This window comes from Oscillospiraceae bacterium CM, from assembly GCA_022870705.1.
Lineage (GTDB): Bacteria > Bacillota > Clostridia > Oscillospirales > Oscillospiraceae > Sporobacter.
Map to the genome: position 1 here is coordinate 476,794 of CP072107.1, position 18,980 is coordinate 495,773.

Sequence of the window (18,980 nt, forward strand, 5' to 3'; positions counted from 1 at the left end):
TCCATGTTGAAAACAAACAGGCGCTATGCTATGATGGACGCATCGTGGCAGAAATTTCTATCAGACTGGTGCTTCACATGAAAGATGTTATTTCATTTTCAGTTCCAGCTAACAATTCCATACAGGAAATGCAGCTTGGCTTGACGCTTCTGCGATTTGCTGATTTCGACCTGCGCTACTTTCAGGAGCAGTGCATTGGTGCGTATAGCAAAGATACGCCGGACGTTTTTCTTGGCAAAGCCCCGCATTTAAAAGAGTATCTGCAAAATTGCCACCCGTATTGCAAAGCGCTGCGCGGCAGTGATTTTGATCAGATCGTACTCGATTGCGTGATTGAGCATATCTGCACGGAAAAGGCTGTCGGCTTAGAGGCGCTTTGGGTGCAGAACATCACGGCGCAGGACAGCCTTGGGAAGGCCATTTTTGAGCGTATCACCGAATACAAAATGGGCAGCGCCATCAACCAGTGGTCCAATCTCCTCAGGATGCAGGCTTATGCCATCAAGAAAATGGCTTTTATTTATGACGGCCCGGCGGCGGATATGTCGGTTCACAAGGCGAAAAAGCTCTATTTTGATCTGGCATTCATGCGTTTGTCAGCCGCCTTGGGATATCAAAACGAGGACCTGCCGAAAAATCACGTCTCGACGGCGGCTTTTTTAAATCAGGCGCAGACGCTTTTAAAAAACGCTGTCAATGCGATGGAACCGGCGATCGAGACCCGCACAAAAAAGCTTCAAGCGCGAAAGCCGCTTGTCGGCGCGCGGTGCGTGCAGGATCAGATGGCCGGTGCGGCCATCAATCTTCTGGCGGATTTGGAGCCGCCGGAGCTGGAGGAGTGTTACCAGCTCAGCCGCAAATATGGCAACCTGCCAAGCGCCGTATACCAGCCAAGCGGGTTCAAGGCCGTCTTGGACCTGGAGTTTGACATGCTGCTCGAAAAGGGCTTTTATTTAAAACGCGAGGGCACTGAATGGCAGAGATTGAAATATACTTCCCGGAAGGAAGCCCCACCCGCACCGCCGCCGGAGCCGGAGACGCCGGAAATCCCAGCCGAGCCGGTTACGCCACCCGCCTCTGCCGCTGTGGAACAGCAGGCGGCCTTTCAGGTGCCGCAATTTCCGCTGCCGGTGTTTAATAAAGGCACGGATCAAAAGGGTGCGGGCAGCCAACGGTTGTCCCCGGATGAAAAGATGCTTTTGGCCGCCCTAGGCGCTCGCAAAAAGGCAGCGGCACATAAGCTGCCGTCCGCCAAACGTGACGACGGCCCAAAAAAGCGCTTAAACGGCGTCCAGCCGGAGAAATTACCAGAAGATAAGGTAAAAATGATCATCCGCCTGGCTGAAGACCCAGCGAGACAACCGGCAAAAAACCGGACGCTGCAGGAGGTTAATACACGCTGTAATCTCATATGGGCGAGTATGAACATCCGAACTGGTTGGAGCGACACGGCACAGACGGACATTTCCGAATGGTTTCGCTATTTAACGCGCTTGCGCTATGGTATTGGTACCGGCGAAATGACGCATGTCGCGCTTGATAAATTCCTTGATGCCACACAGGAAGTTTTTCATTTGTTATCGGATAAGGACGAATAACAGGCGGTGCCAACACACCGCCTGTTAATTTTAACGGAAATCAGCCACGTATATTTCGTTATTTTATTAACAATATTGAACAATAATATTGCAATATTGCCAGGGAAGTGCTACAATAAAATCACTGAACCGGTGGAATTGTCCGACGGTGAAGGCTTAACTGCAACTGACACGAAGATTTGTTCTGAAGTGGAAGGCTCTATTTGATTGTTTGTGGAATCAATGCGCCTTTCGGGGCGCATTTTTTATTTTGAATGCCGGGGGGATATGACATGGAGACGAGAGTTGCCGTCATTGGGATCATCGTTGAAAACAGCGATTCGGTTGATCGGCTCAATGGTGTTTTGCATGAATACGGCGAATTTATCATCGGCAGAATGGGGCTGCCGTACCGCAAGAAAAACATCAGCGTTATCAGCATCGCCGTCGACGCGCCGCAGGATGTGATCAGCGCCTTGTCCGGCAAAATCGGGCGTCTTGCCGGTGTCAGCGCGAAAACAGCTTATTCAAATGTAATTTCGAAACAGGATGATTGATATGAAAGAACTCGTTGACAAACTGGAAAAAAACAGAGTCCTCAGCCGCGAGGAATTCAAAACATTGATTGAAAAACGTGACGACGAGACGGCGGCGTACCTCTTTGAGCGAGCACGCCACGTCCGTCAGAGCGTGTATGGCAACGACGTTTATATGCGGGGGCTGATTGAGTTTACAAACTTCTGCAAAAACGACTGTCATTACTGCGGTATCCGCCGGAGCAACAAAAACTGCGAGCGATACCGGCTGACGAAGGATCAAATTCTCAGCTGCTGCGCCAGCGGTTACGCGCTCGGCTTCCGCACCTTCGTCCTGCAGGGCGGCGAGGACCCGTTTTATACGGATGAAAAGATGACCGATATCATCCGCGCGATTAAAACGAGTTACCCCGACTGCGCGCTGACCCTCTCCGTCGGTGAAAAGAGCTATGAGACGTACAAAGCGTTTCGAGAAGCCGGGGCTGACCGATACCTTCTGCGCCATGAGACGGCAAATCCGTGTCATTACGCGGCGCTGCATCCGGCGGACATGGCCTTTGAGGACAGAATGCAATGCCTTTACAATTTGAAAGACATCGGGTTTCAGGCTGGCTGCGGTTTTATGGTCGGCTCGCCGCAGCAGACAACGGAAACCATCATTGACGACCTCTTGTTTATCAAGGCGCTTGACCCCCAGATGGTCGGCATTGGGCCTTTTATCCCGCACCACGACACGCCGTTTAAGGATGAACAAGCGGGAGCATTGGAACTAACGCTTTATCTTTTGGCCATCATCCGCCTCATGCTCCCAAGCGTTTTGCTCCCTGCGACGACAGCCCTCGGGACGATTCACCCGAAAGGGCGGGAAAAAGGGATTCTTGCGGGCGCCAACGTCGTCATGCCAAACCTCTCGCCGATTGACGTCCGGAACAAGTACCTCTTATACGACAATAAAATCTGTACGGGTGACGAAGCCGCCGAGTGCGTTCGCTGTATGTCACGGCGCGTTGAAAGCATTGGATACCGCATCGTCGTCGCCAGAGGCGATTATAAAAAAATAAACGATCATACGGCGGAAGACGCTTGTCAGAAAGGAACAGTGCCATGTATAACCCAAAGTCATTAAAAGCGGAAGAATTTATCGACCACCAGGAGGTTCTTGATACGCTGGCTTATTCGGAGGCCAACAAGTCTAACGCCGCGCTCATCGACAGCATTATTCAAAAAGCGAAGGAGCGTAAAGGCCTCACGCACCGCGAAGCCGCTGTTTTGCTCGATTGCGACATCAAGGAGAAAAATGACGAGCTTTTTGCCCTCGCCAAGCAGATTAAAGACGATTTTTACGGCAACCGCATTGTCATGTTCGCACCGTTATACCTCTCAAACTACTGCATCAACGGCTGCGTTTACTGCCCGTATCATGTGACAAACAAGCACATTGCACGAAAGAAGCTGACACAGGACGAGATCGTTCGCGAGGTGATGGCCTTGCAGGATATGGGACATAAGCGCCTGGCGCTTGAGGCGGGGGAAGACCCGGCGAACAACCCGATTGAGTACATCCTAGAGTCAATCAAAACGATTTACAGCATCAAGCATAAAAACGGCGCAATCCGCCGCGTCAACGTGAATATTGCCGCAACGACGGTTGAAGATTATAAAAAGCTCAAGGATGCCGGGATCGGCACCTATATCCTGTTTCAGGAAACATACCATAAGGAAAGCTATGAAAAGCTGCACCCGACGGGGCCGAAGCACAATTACGCCTATCACACAGAGGCCATGGATCGCGCCATGGAAGCCGGTATTGACGACGTGGGGCTTGGCGTTCTGTACGGGCTGGAGCTCTACCGCTATGAATTCGCCGCGCAGCTCATGCATGCCGAGCATCTGGAGGCTGTTTTCGGTGTCGGGCCGCACACCATCAGCGTGCCCCGCATCAAACCGGCTGACGATATCGATCCAAACACGTTTGACAACGGCATTGATGATGAGACGTTTGCTAAAATCGTCGCCTGTATCCGCATTGCCGTCCCATATACGGGCATGATCATTTCAACGCGTGAGAGCCAAGAGACACGCGAGCGCGTTCTCGGCCTCGGTATCTCCCAGATCAGCGGCGCGTCCCGCACGAGCGTCGGCGGCTATTGCGAAGCGGAGCCGGAGGATGAGAAAACAGAGCAATTCGACACAAGTGACAAACGGACGCTTGACGAGGTCGTCCGCTGGCTGATGGAGCTTGGCCATATCCCCAGCTTCTGCACGGCGTGTTACCGCGAAGGGCGCACGGGCGACCGCTTTATGGCGTTTTGCAAAAGCGGGCAGATTTTGAACTTCTGCCATCCGAACGCCCTCATGACGCTGGAGGAATACCTGCTCGATTATGCCACACCCGAGACACGAGCCATCGGCGAGGCGCTTATTAAAGCGGAGATTGAAAAGGTGCCGAGCGAAAAGGTCAAGGCCCGGGCCATTCAAAACCTTGAGAACATCAGAAACGGCAAACGGGATTTCCGTTTTTAAAGATGCAGCAAAGCGGACGACCAATGATCGTCCGGAATTGGGTATATATAGAGGGGGTAACAGCCATGTCTCTCAATGATACGCCGTCATCTGACCGCGTGCATATCGGCTTTTTCGGCCGGCGAAACGCCGGTAAATCCAGCGTCGTCAACGCGGTGACGGGGCAGGATCTCGCCGTCGTTTCCGACGTTAAGGGCACAACGACAGACCCTGTTTATAAAGCCATGGAGCTTTTGCCGATGGGCCCTGTGATGATCATTGATACGCCGGGCATTGACGACGAGGGACAGCTGGGGCAGCTGCGCGTTAAAAAAACGAAGCAAGTGCTCAACAAGACAGATGTCGCCGTTTTGGTTATCGACGCAGCCGTCGGAAAAACAGAGGCGGACAGGGCCCTCATCGCCCTTTTTGAAGAAAAGAAAATCAATTACATTGTTGTCTATAATAAGGCAGACCTCCTGACGGCGCATGAGACGCCGTTGCCAAACGAAATCTACGTCAGCGCACTGAAACAAACGAACATTGAGGCATTGAAAGAAAAAATTGCGCGTCTCGCGCCGACGGACGATCAAAAGCTCAAAATCGTCGGCGATCTATTAAGCCCGTCCGACTTTGTCGTCTTAGTGACGCCGATTGACAAAGCCGCGCCCAAGGGGCGGCTTATTCTCCCGCAGCAGCAGACGATTCGTGACATTCTGGAGGCGGACGCTGTCGCCATCGTCGTCAAAGAATATGAGCTCAGGGAGACACTTGAAAACCTCGGGAAAAAGCCGAGCCTCGTCATAACCGACAGCCAGGTGTTTGCCAAAGTCTCTGCCGATACGCCGCGCGACATCCCGCTGACGTCTTTTTCCATCCTGTTCGCGCGATATAAGGGGCTTTTACACGAGGCTGTGCGCGGCGCGGCGGCGCTGGAAAACCTGCGTGACGGCGATACTATCCTTTTGTCCGAGGGCTGCACCCATCACCGCCAGTGCGACGATATCGGACGGGTGAAGCTGCCGCGGTGGATAAAAAATTACACGGGGAAAGAACTCAACTTTGATTTTACCTCCGGCGCGGCGTTTGAAGACGACTTGTCAAAATACAAGCTCGTGATCCATTGCGGCGGCTGCATGCTGAATGAGCGCGAAATCCGCTATCGGCAGAAGTGCGCTGTTGATCAGGGCGTTGCCATCACGAATTACGGCATCATTATTGCTTATATGCAGGGGATATTAAAACGCAGCCTGGAGGTTTTTCCGAGCATCCATGCGGAAATCCCGGAATAACAAGGGTTTAGGCCCTTTAACGTCCGTTAGGTAAAATCGGCTTTATATAATGAATATACATTCAATATATGTTTCGAGAGGGGTAAACGCCTGTGCGGGAAGAAAAAGACAGCCTCGGCAGCATACAGCTGGACGACGAGGCGCTGTATGGCCTGCAAAGCGCCCGAGCGCGTGAAAATTTCACGCTCGGCTATAAAAAGACGAACTTCAGGCTTATATATGCCATTATCCGTGTTAAAAAGGCGGCCGCTTTGTCGTATCGGAAACTGGGCATCGGCAAAGACGGCGTTTATGATGCGGTTATAACGGCCTGTGACCGTCTTCTCGCCGGTGAAGCCGACGACCAGTTTATCACCGACGCCTTACAGGGCGGTGCCGGGACATCAACAAACATGAACGTTAACGAAGTCATTGCCAATCTGGCGCTCGTCATTCTGGGCAAAAAACCGGGCGACTATAACACTGTTCATCCGCTTGAGGACGTTAACCGCGGCCAATCAACAAACGATGTTTACCCAACGGCGCTGCGCATCGCAGCTATCGAGCTTTTGCGCGGTCTCTCCGATGGGTGTGCCAAGCTCCAGACGGCGCTGCAGGAGAAGGAAAACGAATTTGACACCGTCAAAAAGCTTGGGCGAACAGAGCTGATGGATGCCGTTCCCATCACGCTGGGCGCTGAATTTGGAGCGTTTGCGCAGGCGATAGCGCGCGACCGCTGGCGGCTTTATAAGGTGGAGGAACGGCTGCGGCAGGTCAATATCGGGGGGACGGCCGTCGGCCGGGCGGACAATGCCGAGCGCCAATACCGCTTTGAGGTCATTGAGCAGCTGCGCAGCCTGACAAACATCGGTCTTGCCGCCGCCGAGTACCCGATGGACATCACACAAAATAACGACGTGTTCGTCGAAGTGTCCGGCCTTCTGAAGGCACTGGCCGTTAACCTCATCAAGATATCAAACGATTTGCGCCTGATGAATGCCGGGCCGCACGGCATGCTCGGCGAAATAAAGCTTGCGCCCATGCAGATGGGCAGCACGATCATGCCGGGGAAATATAACCCAGTCATCCCCGAAATGACAATGCAGGCGGCGATGCGCGTCATCGCCAACGATACGGCCATCACGCTGGCCGCCGCGCACGGCGAATTTGAGCTTAATGCCTTTTTCCCGCTCATAGCCGACGCGCTTTTAGAAAGCTTGGAGCTCTTAGAGCGGGCTGTTTTCCTCTTCCGGACGAAATGCATCGAGCGCTTAGAGCCCGACAGGGACAGGTGCCTTGCGCTTTTGTCAGCTTCCCACGCTTTTGCAACGGCTTATACGACGCGACTTGGTTACGAAACGGTCAGCCGAATTATCGCCGAAAACGGCGGTGATCCCGAAAAAATTAAAACAGCGCTGGACAAAGAACTGGAATAGGCGTAAATTTAAAGCAGTGTTTGCTCGGCACATTTCGGTGATTTCATCACAGACGGTGACGGGCAATTGGAATAAGGTTGCCTATAAGGAGATGATGACGATGGTTGAAGTACAGGTAAACCCGGGCGTCTGCGGTCTGCGATCGGAAATCAAAGTCGAAGCGGCCGGGAGAAAAGCAGTAAAAATCGATTTTAAAACGGCTTGCCCCACGCTTAAGCCGTTGGAAGAGGAACTCAAGGAAGCCGACCCCTATAAAGTCGCCTTATCCAAGTATGGCGAAAATGAGATTTTTGAGATGGCTAAAAAGTATTGCAAGCATGCAGCGTGCCCTGTGCCGTCGGCCATCATCAAAGGCATTGAGGCTGCCGCCGGACTGGCGCTGCCGAGAGACGTTGATTTCAAAATCAGCAAAGTTTAAACCTTCATCATGAAAGGCTGCCCGACGCGGTTTTAAGCGTCTGGCAGCCTTTTTCTCATGTGAGATTATGTATTAGTAATATTCGCCGACGATAAGCTTCCCCATTTCCGTCAGCCGCTTTGAAATCAGGCGGATCGCCGCGTCACGCGGGCGGATACCGAGCTGCTTAAAAACAAGCTCGGTATGGGCGGAATTGACCGACCGGCCCACGATAAACGTGATCACATCCGCTTTTAATAGCATGGCGCACAGGCGCTCAACAGGCGACGCACAGGAGAAGCAGTCGGGGTCCTCACCAAGGATATTGTAGATCTGGTTTAAGATCACGGCGCCTTCCGTGATCATGTCAACACCGTCCATTTGGTATTCCGGCGGGCTGCCAAGCGCGGTGCCGGCGCTTTTTAAGAGCAAATCCCGTTTGAGCTCGCGCGAGAGAATTTCTGCCGTTGTCGACCCGCAGACGATGCGCGGCCCAGCTGATTGCATGAACCGCTCGACGAAAAGCCGATCTTTTGATTTGATGGACGGCGGGCCGCTGAGCATGGTGATTTCAAAAGCATCCCGGCAGTTTAAAAAGGCCGCCGTCGTATCGTCTTCAAATTTGTCCTTCGAAATTTCCGCCGTCATGTCAACGAGGCGACGCGGCAAACTGGCCGGGTCGGCCCCGCGGGCCAGCTGTCTGTTTAAAAAATCGGCGATTCCCTCGGACCCAATACCAAACGTATAGCCGTGGCCGAGCCCGGCTTGCGTCACCCCGTCTGAGCAGAGGATCAGTGTATCCCCGACGGCGAGTGTGCCGGACGCCTCGCCGATTTGCTCGTCACCGGCGGCATAATAGTGCATCTTAAGAACGAAGGCCGTCCCGTCCATGATGTAAATTGGCTCCGGCGCTTCGTATGTAAAAACGGTAAACTGCCCGTCGTGCAGGATGCGCACGGCGGAAAAAGCAGAAAATGGGATCGATTCAGAACGCGCCTTATGCATTGAATCGGCAACCATTTCGCAGGCGTGCCGAAATGTAACGCCGCTTTTAAACAGCTCTAAAAGCCTGCTCGCACAGGAGACGGCGGCAATATTGGCGTAGACGCCGGAGCCAATGCCGTCACAGAGGACGAAATCAGTCGTGTCCAGAGAGCGGCGGCACAAATAGGCGTCACCGCATATAATTTTTCCCGTTTTAACGGACTGGGCGACCGTATCCTCAAAAAACTTCACGTTGCGTCACCTCAAAACGACCCCTGTTCTTCGTAAAGGTCCATCAGCCGCGTCACGAGTTCCTCGCTTCTGGCTGTGCTTTTGCCCAGAAAATGCGCCATCTCCTGCGAAAAGCGGATTTGATGATCCAGAAGCTCTTTGGCCTGCTCAACCGTCTGCCGTTTAATTAAATCAATCTGCTTGGCGTCAAACTTGATTCTTGTCACGTCCGTATAAAGACCGACGTACTGCTTCTCAACAGGCAGCTTATAAAGCTGTTCATGATATTTTTTGCCGTAGCGGCTTCGAATGGCTTCATATGTGTCGGCAGCGCCGGTGGCCATTTTTTCGTACCCGTCGGCGTCGACAAGATATGAAATGCGCCGCCCCAGAATGCCGTTGTTACACAGGAACATGCTTTGGAAAGCCGGGTTCATATGGATGATGTTGAGTTCGCTGTCGAGGATCACGACGCCATTGGGGCTTGTTTCTATAATACGGTCCGTCCGCTGCTGGGCCAGGCGGCGCATGTATGGAATGCACATTTCCGGCTCTGCCATACCCCGCGTAACGGCAATGGCATTGTCGCGGCAGGATTCGTAGCCGCAGGCCCCGCAGTTGAGCTGCAGCTCTGGGTTGAGTTTGCCCTGCGCTTCTAACACTTGATTGATTTTTTCCTCATCAACATAATCATTTAAAATGTCGACCATGTCGTTTTCAAACGTCGCGTCTGCGACGACGGCGCGGTCAATATCTGTTAAAACCGGCAGAGCGCGGTTTTCGGCGTAAGATATGATATCCTGCTTGCGCAGGAAGATATTCTTATCAAGGGTAATGCCGGGGCCGTTGATGCAGCCACCCGCGCAGAAAAGCGGTTCGGCAATCGCATAGGACCACTGCGCGGGTGGAATATCGAGCATCCCGATGACATCCTGCGCGCCGCTGATATGGATCGTATCGGCATTCGTCCCGTCACAGTCAATGTCGCCCGTTTTTAAAAGACCGCCCTGCAGCGGGAAGAGACGTGCCTTGCTGAGATCACCAAAGCTCTCAAAGCCGTCCTCAGGGCATGTGTCAAGATCGATACCCTCCTCCTGAAGCCAGCTGAGCAGTTCGTTGAAGGTGATGACGGCATCAATGGCATCGGCGTTTTCCGGGCGCTGCGCCTCAAGCTTTTTCGCCGCGCACGGACCGATGAAGACAACGGCACAGTCGTGTCCGAGCCGTTTTTTCAGCAGGCGGCCGTGCGCGATCATGGGGGAGACGACAGGGACAAGCTTATCGATATATTCCGGTTTATATTTTTCGATATAGTTGATAACGGCGGGGCAAGCGGTGCAGATACTGCCGTGACCCGTGCGCTTGAGCGTTTCCTCTGTGACAAAAAGGGCCCCCTCCGCCGTCTCGGAGACATAGTGGAAGCCCAGCTTCTTGAGCGCGGCCGGCAGCCGCGCGGCACGATGCCCGTCAAACAGGGCGGCAAATGACGGCGCGACGCTGACAGCGACCGTCCGCCCGAAGGCCAGAAGCTCTTTGACGGTATAGAGACTTGAACGAATTGTTTTGGCGTGCTGCGGGCATTCTCGCACACAGGTACCGCATTTGATGCAAAGGTCATCTTCAATGCAGGCTTGCCCGTCGCGCACACTGATAGCCTTGACGGGACAGACGCGGACACAGCGATAACAGTCCTGACAGTTTGCAGTCACGGTGTAGACGGTATTATGCTTTTCGTTGTGATGATATCTTGACATCTGTAACACCTCCCGGTGAACATTCATTGAAGTTGCAAAGCTATTTGCTGATGCGCTTTTTAAGGTGCTTTGACAAAACGGCCAGCGATGAGGCCATGTTTTCGTTTTGAACAAGGATATGCTCCGGCACGTCAAGCTTAACGGGCGCAAAATTCCAGATGGCGCGGATGCCAGCCTTAACCATCATGTTGCAGACAAGCTGGGCGCTCGAGGCGGGAACTGTCAGAATACCGATATTGATGTGCATACGCCGGCAGAGGCTTTCCAGCTTTCCAATATGTAAAACCTTTTTGCCGGCGACCTCGGTGCCGATGACAGCATCATCCACATCAAAGCCAACGACAATTTTAAGCCCATAGCTGTCAAATTCTTTATAAGAGAGCAGCGCCCGGCCGAGATGACCGGCACCGACGAGAACCGCCTCATTAATATTGCCGTAGCCCAAATAGGTCTCCAGGTCGCCGACGAGCTTTTCAAGTAAGTAACCCGTCCGCGGTCGGCCGCCGCTTTTAATGGCGGCAAGGTCTTTTCGGACCTGCACCTCGTTTAAATGTAAGGCCCTGGCAATAGCGGGGGACGAAATGATCTTTGTTTTTTCATGGTCGAGAGATTTCAGATGCTCGAGATAAAGCGGCAGGCGACGAAGCGTCTGAACGGAGATAGAGGGGAGTTTAAATTCGCTGTCGGTCATAAAAACCACCTTTGCCTTATTAAGTATCGCGTTATCGATAACAGTATATCGAATGGGGAGGACGGCGTCAACGAAAATTGTCTAAAAATCTTGCATCTTTGTTAACAAATTAACGAACGCCTGCAAGGATGTATAATCAATTACGACAAAAAGCGCATTTAGCGGAAACAATCGCAATGACAGGGCATACTATCAGCGCCTAAACTCTTGATGCAATCAGCCGACAAACATGACGGACGGATATTGTCTAAGGACGGTGAGTTAATGAAAAAGGCGCAGAAAGCACGGCGGGAATTTGAAAAAATTAGCGGGCAGCTCGCGCACTTGACGGCGCTCGTCCGAAACACGAAGGATTCGAAGCTTTGGGATCACGAGGCCAGTGTCCGCAAAAAAATAAAGGCGCTTCAAGAGATGGCACCCGGTGATTTTACGGAGCTTGATACGGTTTACAATGGCTATCTCGCCCTGCTCGACGATATTTCCGCTCGCCTCTTGGCGCATTACAACAAGAAAAAACGCACCGATTACACATTTGAAGAAATTGTAAAAACAGACCGCGCCGGTTATTTAGCCTCCGGTATCATGTCCGTTCTTTTCACGAGCCATATCCCAAAAATGATTCAAGATGCGTTCAACAGCCATTTCCCGGCCAACCCGAAGGACGAATATGAAAACGCCAGAAAAATGCGTCGGCACGTCGTTTTGCACCTTGGGGAGACAAATACGGGCAAGACATACCGGGCTATTGAACGGTTGAAACAGGCTGATAACGGGGTTTATCTCGCGCCGCTGCGCATTTTGGCGCTGGAGAATTTTGAGCGGCTGAATCAAGAAGGCGTGCCTTGCCATCTTGTCACCGGCGAGGAGGAAATCCTTGTAACGGGTGCGCGCCATGTCTGCTCGACGATCGAAAAGCTTGATCTGGACGTGTTATATGATGTTGCCGTTATCGACGAAGTGCAAATGATAGCCGACGGACAGCGGGGCTTTGCGTGGACACGCGCCGTGCTGGGGCTTCAAAGCACCGAAATCCATATCTGCGGGGCGTTCAACGCCAAAGCGCTGTTGCTCAAAATTCTTGGGGACTGCCGGGATGACGTTGAAATCATCGAATACCGGCGTAACACGCCGCTGGAGGTTTGCAGCGCACCGTTTTCGCTCCAGCACGCCCAACGGGGAGACGCGCTCGTGGCTTTTTCCAAAAGGCGCGTTTTAGAACTATCAAAATATTATCAGGAGCGCGGCGTTCATAACAGCGTCATTTACGGCGATCTGCCGCCGGAAGTCCGGCGGATGCAGTACCACGCTTTTATACAGGGAGACAGTAAGCTGCTCATCACTACGGACGCGATTGGCATGGGCGTTAATCTCCCGATTCGCCGGATTATTTTTACCGACCTGATGAAGTTCGACGGGGAGGAGAAACGATACATCACCTCGCAGGAAGTGAAACAAATTGCGGGACGGGCGGGGCGACGCGGCATCTATGACGTCGGCTACGTCTGCACAACGGGCGTTGACTTTTTGTTTCTCAAAGAAAATCTCGAAACGGCAGATGAACCTCTTATTAAGGCTGTTTTAGGCCCCGGCGAGGCCATCATGCGTATTCAAGGCCTGCCGCTGCGGGACAAGCTCGCGCTCTGGAGCACGAGCGCAGAGCGCCTTGATTATTATCGGAAAATGGACGTGCGGGACTATCTGCTCATTCTCGATAGCATCCGCCCTTTCCGTCTGCCGGAAAAAGCGGAATTTCAGCTCATGAAGCTGCCCTTCAACGTTCGTGACGCGGCGATATTGGCAGACTTTCTTGAGCACGTGGAGACCTGCTTTATCAAAAAAGAGGCAGCAATCAATAAGCCGAAGGCGGCGGGGCAGACGCTGGCAGATTTCGAGCGGTACTATCAGAAGCTGGGGCTGTATTATGCGTTTTCCAAAAATTTTAATTTGTCGTTTGAGCCGGAATGGGTCTATGCCGAGCGCGCGGCAACGAGCGAGAAAATCAACCGACTTTTATTAAAACTTTGAAAAATCAAGAGAAACAAATAGTATCTGCCAGCATAATAATTCTATTTTGCCCGACACTAGCAGTGCGCCTATTTGGCGCGATATGAAAAAAGCCGCGATACAAGAAAGTTTTCTTTGAAAGATTTTTGAGTTTGAGGAGGAATCGATATGAGCGGAAGGAACAGCATCATGTCCGACAATCTGAAGATGGAGATCGCCAAGGAGCTTGGCGTTAACGATATTGTTCAAAACGGCGGCTGGGGCGACGTCTCGTCGCGTGACTGCGGCAATATCGTTAAAAAAGCCATTGAAATGGCCGAGCGCAGCGTCAGCGGCAAATAGCATTAACAGTAACGGGGGAGATTTTTCTCCCCCGTATTTTTTTGTTGACACGGTGTTTTTTCGCGCTATAATAAATATAACTCAATATGGGGTGCTGAGTAATGCTCGGCTGAGATTCGGCGGCGTGACGCCGGAAACCCTTGACCTGATCTGGATAATGCCAGCGTAGGAAAACTGCTTTTCGCACTCTGCGGCATTTGCAGGGTGCCTTTATTTTTTTAAGGCATGCTGATGCCGCCTTCGGGGGGCCTTCTCTGCGCGAGCATCTCCCAGCCAGGTACCGTTGCAGTAAATTGTTAAAGGAGAAGGATATGAAAAGAAAAACAACCCTCATTTTAGTTGAGTGCGCAATGATGATCGCCATGTCGGTCGTGCTGAGCTTTATCAAGCTCTATGAGTTTCCACAGGGCGGCGCCGTCACGCTGGCCAGCATGGCACCCTTAGTCCTCGTGTCATATCGTCATGGCGTCAAATGGGGCCTTGCCGCAGCCTTTGTATACAGCCTCTTGCAGATGATTTTGCCCCCCGGCTTCTACCCGCCCCCGGCCAAGACCTTTATGGCGTTTGCCGGCGTCGTCTTACTGGACTATGTTATCGCCTTTACCGTGCTCGGCACAGCAGCTTTCTTTGGGAAGCCCTTTAAAAACAAGGTGATCAGTGCTGCGGTGGGTGCTGTGGCCGTCACAGTCTTGCGGCTAACTTGCCATTTTTTCAGCGGCATCCTCATCTGGGGCAGCTACGCCCCCGAAGGGACGCCCGTGTGGCTGTATTCGCTGACCTATAACGGCACCTATATGGTGTGGGAAATCATCATTACCGCCGTAGTTGTTGCCATTCTTGTCCCGGTTCTCGACAGAATCGACCGCAATCGCAACAGAACAGCCTAGAATTCAGTACCGTCGCAGCTAAACTGAAACGCATAAGAGGAACAGAAGCGTCATATCGCCTCTGTTCCTCTTCGTCGTCATGCCCGCCGGTGACTACTCAAAAAAGCAAATATGTCTCATGCTTTTTCGATACAGGCGCTTTTTATCCCCGGGTATGCTATAATCCTTATCAACAAATGACATGAGGTAACGTATGGATATCAAATCGCTGCTGGCCGCCGCGTTTAAGCTGAAGCCTGAGCATGTGGCCAATATTATTTCACTTCTTGACGACGGGAACACCATTCCGTTTATTGCCCGCTACCGCAAAGAGATGACAGGCTCCTGCGACGACCAGGTCCTTCGGGAATTAAGCGACCGATTAACGTATCTGCGCAGTCTTGAAAAGCGCAAGGAAGAGGTCAAGGAGAGTATCGCCGCGCAGGAGAAGCTAACGGATGACTTGAGGGCAGCCATAGATAGCGCGGCGGCGCTATCCGAGGTTGAGGATATTTATCGCCCCTACCGGCCAAAGCGCCGGACACGCGCGACAATGGCGCGGGAAAAAGGGCTGGGGACACTTGCGGAAATCGTTTTGGCGCAACGCCTAAAAAAAGGCAGCCTTGCTGATATCGCATCCCCCTATATCGACGCCGAGAAAGGTGTTACAACATGGGAAGAGGCGCTCTCCGGCGCGATGGACATCGTCGCCGAGGAAATCTCCGACGATGCCGCATGCCGTAAGCACCTGCGCGCCTTGCTGTACCGGGAAGGCAGGCTTGTTTCAAAAGCGGTGAAGGCGGAGAAATCCGTTTATGAAATGTATGCCGATTATTCAGAGCCTGTCAGCCGGATACCGAGCCATCGGATATTGGCGATCAACCGGGGCGAAAAAGAGGATTTTCTAAAGGTCGGAATTGAACTGAACGACGATTCAGCGATAAAAATTCTCGTTGACGCTTTTGCAGTCCCCGGTTCCGTGACGACGGAGACAGTTGCTTCATGTGCCGAGGACGCCTGGAAAAGGCTCATCGCGCCGTCAGTCGAGCGCGAGGTGCGGGGGGAGCTGACGGACAAAGCCTCTGAACAGGCCATCCGGATGTTTGCGCTGAATTTAAAGCCATTGCTCTTGCAGCCACCCGTTAAAAACAAGGTCATTTTGGGGCTTGACCCCGCCTACCGAACGGGGTGCAAAATTGCCGTCGTCAGTGAGACGGGCAAGGTGCTTGACACAACGGTTGTCTACCCCACGCCACCGCAGAAAAAGACGGAGGAAGCCAAGCGCGACCTGAAAAGGCTCATTGAAAAGCACAAGGTTGACGCGATTGCCATCGGCAACGGCACAGCCTCCAAGGAGTCTGAGCTTTTTATCGCCGAGCTGATTTCAGAGCTGGATCGACCCGTCGGATACATGGTGGTGAGCGAGGCAGGGGCGTCTGTCTACTCGGCGTCGAAGCTGGGGGCGGAGGAGTTCCCCGATTTCGATGTGACGCAAAGAAGTGCCGTGTCCATCGCGCGGCGGCTTCTTGACCCGCTGGCCGAGCTTGTGAAGATCGACCCAAAAGCCATCGGCGTCGGCCAATACCAGCATGATATGCCGCCCGCGCGGCTCGACGATGCGCTCGGCGGCGTTGTAGAGGACTGCGTCAACAACGTCGGCGTTGATTTGAATACTGCTTCAATGTATTTACTGACCTATATTTCGGGTCTCAACGCGACGGTTGCGAAGAATATCGTCGCTTACCGCGACGAACAAGGGCATTTTAAAAGCAGGCCGGAGCTTAAAAAGGTTTCGAAGCTGGGGCCGAAGGCTTATGAGCAGTCTGTGGGCTTTCTGCGCATCCCTGGCGGGAAAAACGTTCTCGACAATACGGGTGTGCATCCCGAGTCCTACGCGGCGGCGGAACAGCTTTTGACGTTGCTGAATCTTACAATGGCGGACAAGGCTGGCCTTGCGGCGCTTGGCGCGCGCGTTACGGAATATGGGGAAACGCAGGCGGCTGCGGCTGTCGGCGTCGGCGTTCCGACGCTGCGCGATATTGTCCGAGAGCTGCAAAAGCCGGGGCGCGATTTGAGAGACGAGCTGCCGCCGCCGATGCTCCGGACGGATGTGATGGACATGAGTGACCTAATGCCGGGCATGGAGCTGACCGGAACGGTGCGTAATGTCATTGACTTTGGTGTTTTCGTCGACATCGGCGTCCATCAGGACGGGCTGGTGCACATCTCTGAGGTCACCGACCGCTATATTAAACACCCGTCGGAGATCGTCAAAGTCGGCGACGTTGTCACCGTCACCGTGCTCGGCGTCGATCAGGCAAAAAAACGGATATCGCTATCCATGAAAAAGCGTGATAAAGCAGGCCGACAAGCATGAGCGGAGGTTGCCTGCACGCCGTTATCGCCGCCATCAATTCAAAATATATCCACGCGTCACTCGCACCGTGGTATCTGCTGGCGGGGCTTGAAACGTTTGGTGACGGCGCGGTCTCAGCCGAAGTTGTTGAGGGAACAGTGAATGAAGAGCTCGCGGCTGTTGCCGCGCGAATCATTGAAAAAAGCCCGGGCGTTCTCGGGCTTTCCTGCTATATCTGGAATATCGCGTTTATCAAAAAGCTGCTGCCTGTCATCAAAAATGCGCTGCCGGACGCCGTTATCATTCTCGGCGGCCCGGAGGTCAGCTATAACACCGGAGATATTCTGCGTGACGAGCCGCTCGTGGACTACGTCATATCCGGGGAAGGCGAAATGCCCTTCGCGCGGCTTCTGACAGCGCTTACCTCCGGCGGCAGCACAGCCGGTATTCCCGGCCTCTGCTATAGGAGCGGCGGCGGTGTCGCCATCGCACCACCGTATGCCGCGTCCGACGACCCGCCCAATCCGTATACCGAGGCATATTTCATGGCGCTAAACGGAAGGATCGCTTATTTGGAGACGAGCCGGGGCTGCCCGTTTGCCTGCGCCTTCTGCCTGTCCGGCAGGACTGGCACTGTTCGCTTTTTTAATCTGGAACGGGCAAAGCGGGATATGCTGCTTTTGGCAAACAGCGGCACGCAGACCGTTAAGCTCGTTGACAGGACGTTTAACGCTGACAAGCGCCGCGCGCGGACGATTTTTCAGTTTCTAATCAGACACGCCGGAAAGGGAATTCCGGAAGGCGTCTCTTTTCATTTTGAAATTGCCGGGGAACTGTTGGACGACGAGACACTCGATGTGCTGGCGGCGGCGCCGAAGGGTTTGTTCCAGTTTGAAATCGGGTTGCAAAGCTTTCATGCGCCCACGCTTGAGGCCATCAACAGGCGGACGGATTGTGCCCGCCTTAAGCATAACATCGAGCGCCTTACAGCACTCGGCAACATCCACATTCATATTGACCTCATTGCGGGGCTTCCCTTTGAAGATTTACAGTGCTTCGCCGAGAGTTTCAACAAAGCCTTTGCTCTCTCGCCGCATGTGCTGCAGCTAGGGTTTTTAAAGCTCCTCCACGGCGCACCGCTCCGGGAAGACCCGCTTGTTGACGTATGCCGCTTCTCATTGGTACCGCCGTATGAAGTGAGGATGACGCCGTGGCTGACCCCGGCCGCTTTTGATGTATTGCAACAAACGGCAGAGGCCTTGGAACGACTCTATAACAGCGGGCGTTTTCGGCGGACACTCGTCTATGTCCTTAAGCAAAGCGGGCTGACGCCGTTTGAACTTTTTTCAAAAGCCGGGGAATTTCTTAACGCATATATGAAAAAAGGCTCGTCACTTGACGAGCTGACAGCCAGAATCCTTAATTTTTTCTCGGCGCTGCCGGGCGTTGACGGCGCTGTTTTGCGCGACCGGATGGTTTGCGACAGGCTGGCGACGAACGTATCCGGTAAGCTGCCGTCCATGCTTAAAATGCACGATGATCGATTTAAAAAGGCTGTCAACCGACTCAGAGACGCTGAAATGGCACAAGGTTTAGCACAAAACCCAAAAGGTACCCGCCGCGGGTATGCGCTGCTTTGTTCCGAAAAGGTGCTGGTGTACGCCGATTACCGCGACAAAGACCCCGTCACCGGGGAATACGCGCTTACTTTTGTCAAGCTGCCGGAAAAAGACGACGCGCCGACATAGAATCGGTGCGCCGTTTTTGCTTATAGCTGCAATACCTGGCTGGGTAAAATGACGTGGGACGTATCAACTTTAGAGGCTCTGGAGATGACGAGAATTGTCCCGACAATCAAGATAGCAAAAATCAGGATGACGGCGACCAGATGCGGCCATTTGATGCGAATTTTTCGAAGCCGCTCCATGCCCTTTGCTTGAACGGGCGCGGTATCACCCGCACCGGCCTTGGCTTTATTTTTCGGTGATGCGCCGGCGGCGGAATGCGCTGCGCTCATATGATGACCCCCGTTT

General features: G+C 53.1%; 16 protein-coding genes and 1 riboswitch. Of the genes, 12 read left to right on the forward strand and 4 right to left on the reverse strand.

Annotated features, from left to right (window positions below; all coding sequences use genetic code 11):
- Positions 1-77 precede the first annotated feature (77 nt).
- From IZU99_02425 to IZU99_02455, 7 genes are all read left to right on the forward strand, one after another.
- A complete protein-coding gene (locus IZU99_02425; GenBank protein ID UOO38134.1) occupies positions 78-1,598 on the forward strand; it encodes a hypothetical protein in 1,521 nt (506 codons plus the stop codon).
- Positions 1,599-1,870: 272 nt separating this feature from the next.
- Positions 1,871-2,134 carry an iron-only hydrogenase system regulator gene (locus IZU99_02430; protein UOO38135.1) on the forward strand — a complete coding sequence of 88 codons (264 nt, stop codon included), beginning with the start codon at positions 1,871-1,873 and terminating at the stop codon, positions 2,132-2,134.
- Between the two features lies 1 nt (position 2,135).
- The gene (gene hydE, locus IZU99_02435) at positions 2,136-3,239 is read left to right on the forward strand and encodes a [FeFe] hydrogenase H-cluster radical SAM maturase HydE (GenBank protein ID UOO38136.1); all 1,104 of its coding nucleotides are present in this window, start codon (positions 2,136-2,138) and stop codon (positions 3,237-3,239) included.
- Positions 3,218-4,636 (forward strand): [FeFe] hydrogenase H-cluster radical SAM maturase HydG, encoded by a 1,419-nt coding sequence (gene hydG, locus IZU99_02440; GenBank protein ID UOO38137.1) that lies wholly within the window; start codon positions 3,218-3,220, stop codon positions 4,634-4,636. Before hydE ends, hydG begins: the two co-directional genes overlap by 22 nt.
- A gap of 65 nt (positions 4,637-4,701) precedes the next feature.
- Positions 4,702-5,907, forward strand: coding sequence for a [FeFe] hydrogenase H-cluster maturation GTPase HydF (hydF, locus tag IZU99_02445; protein UOO38138.1), 1,206 nt, complete (start codon positions 4,702-4,704; stop codon positions 5,905-5,907).
- 92 nt (positions 5,908-5,999) lie between these two features.
- Positions 6,000-7,322 (forward strand): aspartate ammonia-lyase, encoded by a 1,323-nt coding sequence (locus IZU99_02450; GenBank protein UOO38139.1) that lies wholly within the window; start codon positions 6,000-6,002, stop codon positions 7,320-7,322.
- 100 nt (positions 7,323-7,422) lie between these two features.
- A complete protein-coding gene (locus IZU99_02455; GenBank protein UOO38140.1) occupies positions 7,423-7,740 on the forward strand; it encodes a hypothetical protein in 318 nt (105 codons plus the stop codon).
- Positions 7,741-7,812: 72 nt separating this feature from the next.
- Here the strand turns inward: IZU99_02455 and IZU99_02460 are convergent, their stop codons facing one another.
- The 3 genes from IZU99_02460 to IZU99_02470 are packed head-to-tail and all read right to left on the reverse strand — an operon-like array spanning position 7,813 to position 11,379.
- Positions 7,813-8,955 carry a SpoIIE family protein phosphatase gene (locus IZU99_02460; GenBank protein UOO38141.1) on the reverse strand — a complete coding sequence of 381 codons (1,143 nt, stop codon included), beginning with the start codon at positions 8,953-8,955 and terminating at the stop codon, positions 7,813-7,815.
- An 11-nt stretch (positions 8,956-8,966) separates the two neighbouring features.
- The gene (locus IZU99_02465; protein ID UOO38142.1) at positions 8,967-10,688 is read right to left on the reverse strand and encodes a 4Fe-4S binding protein; all 1,722 of its coding nucleotides are present in this window, start codon (positions 10,686-10,688) and stop codon (positions 8,967-8,969) included.
- A gap of 40 nt (positions 10,689-10,728) precedes the next feature.
- On the reverse strand, positions 10,729-11,379 hold the full coding sequence (locus IZU99_02470; protein UOO38143.1) for a redox-sensing transcriptional repressor Rex: 651 nt from the start codon (positions 11,377-11,379) through the stop codon (positions 10,729-10,731).
- A gap of 264 nt (positions 11,380-11,643) precedes the next feature.
- On the opposite strand from IZU99_02470, the gene IZU99_02475 reads away from it, so the two are divergent.
- The 5 genes from IZU99_02475 to IZU99_02495 all read left to right on the forward strand — a co-directional run bounded on the left by IZU99_02475 (position 11,644) and on the right by IZU99_02495 (position 18,695).
- Positions 11,644-13,404, forward strand: a complete 1,761-nt coding sequence (locus tag IZU99_02475) for an RNA helicase (GenBank protein UOO38144.1) — start codon at positions 11,644-11,646, stop codon at positions 13,402-13,404.
- Between the two features lie 147 nt (positions 13,405-13,551).
- On the forward strand, positions 13,552-13,725 hold the full coding sequence (locus tag IZU99_02480; GenBank protein UOO38145.1) for an alpha/beta-type small acid-soluble spore protein: 174 nt from the start codon (positions 13,552-13,554) through the stop codon (positions 13,723-13,725).
- A gap of 77 nt (positions 13,726-13,802) precedes the next feature.
- A riboswitch (TPP riboswitch) is annotated at positions 13,803-13,914 on the forward strand.
- A gap of 122 nt (positions 13,915-14,036) precedes the next feature.
- Positions 14,037-14,612, forward strand: a complete 576-nt coding sequence (gene thiT, locus IZU99_02485; GenBank protein ID UOO38146.1) for an energy-coupled thiamine transporter ThiT — start codon at positions 14,037-14,039, stop codon at positions 14,610-14,612.
- Between the two features lie 193 nt (positions 14,613-14,805).
- The gene (locus tag IZU99_02490) at positions 14,806-16,968 is read left to right on the forward strand and encodes an RNA-binding transcriptional accessory protein (GenBank protein UOO38147.1); all 2,163 of its coding nucleotides are present in this window, start codon (positions 14,806-14,808) and stop codon (positions 16,966-16,968) included.
- Positions 16,965-18,695 carry a DUF4080 domain-containing protein gene (locus IZU99_02495; GenBank protein ID UOO38148.1) on the forward strand — a complete coding sequence of 577 codons (1,731 nt, stop codon included), beginning with the start codon at positions 16,965-16,967 and terminating at the stop codon, positions 18,693-18,695. The genes IZU99_02490 and IZU99_02495 overlap by 4 nt, the downstream gene beginning before the upstream one ends.
- A 20-nt stretch (positions 18,696-18,715) precedes the next feature.
- Here the strand turns inward: IZU99_02495 and IZU99_02500 are convergent, their stop codons facing one another.
- The gene (locus IZU99_02500) at positions 18,716-18,964 is read right to left on the reverse strand and encodes a hypothetical protein (GenBank protein UOO38149.1); all 249 of its coding nucleotides are present in this window, start codon (positions 18,962-18,964) and stop codon (positions 18,716-18,718) included.
- Positions 18,965-18,980 lie beyond the last annotated feature (16 nt).

Coding starts and splice junctions, on each gene's coding strand:
- IZU99_02425 (UOO38134.1), top strand. CDS start 78: ATGAAAGATGTTATTTCATTTTCAGTTCCAGCTAACAATTCCATACAG.
- IZU99_02430 (UOO38135.1), top strand. CDS start 1,871: ATGGAGACGAGAGTTGCCGTCATTGGGATCATCGTTGAAAACAGCGAT.
- hydE (UOO38136.1), top strand. CDS start 2,136: ATGAAAGAACTCGTTGACAAACTGGAAAAAAACAGAGTCCTCAGCCGC.
- hydG (UOO38137.1), top strand. CDS start 3,218: ATGTATAACCCAAAGTCATTAAAAGCGGAAGAATTTATCGACCACCAG.
- hydF (UOO38138.1), top strand. CDS start 4,702: ATGTCTCTCAATGATACGCCGTCATCTGACCGCGTGCATATCGGCTTT.
- IZU99_02455 (UOO38140.1), top strand. CDS start 7,423: ATGGTTGAAGTACAGGTAAACCCGGGCGTCTGCGGTCTGCGATCGGAA.
- IZU99_02465 (UOO38142.1), bottom strand. CDS start 10,688: ATGTCAAGATATCATCACAACGAAAAGCATAATACCGTCTACACCGTG.
- IZU99_02470 (UOO38143.1), bottom strand. CDS start 11,379: ATGACCGACAGCGAATTTAAACTCCCCTCTATCTCCGTTCAGACGCTT.
- IZU99_02475 (UOO38144.1), top strand. CDS start 11,644: ATGAAAAAGGCGCAGAAAGCACGGCGGGAATTTGAAAAAATTAGCGGG.
- IZU99_02480 (UOO38145.1), top strand. CDS start 13,552: ATGAGCGGAAGGAACAGCATCATGTCCGACAATCTGAAGATGGAGATC.
- thiT (UOO38146.1), top strand. CDS start 14,037: ATGAAAAGAAAAACAACCCTCATTTTAGTTGAGTGCGCAATGATGATC.
- IZU99_02490 (UOO38147.1), top strand. CDS start 14,806: ATGGATATCAAATCGCTGCTGGCCGCCGCGTTTAAGCTGAAGCCTGAG.
- IZU99_02495 (UOO38148.1), top strand. CDS start 16,965: ATGAGCGGAGGTTGCCTGCACGCCGTTATCGCCGCCATCAATTCAAAA.
- IZU99_02500 (UOO38149.1), bottom strand. CDS start 18,964: ATGAGCGCAGCGCATTCCGCCGCCGGCGCATCACCGAAAAATAAAGCC.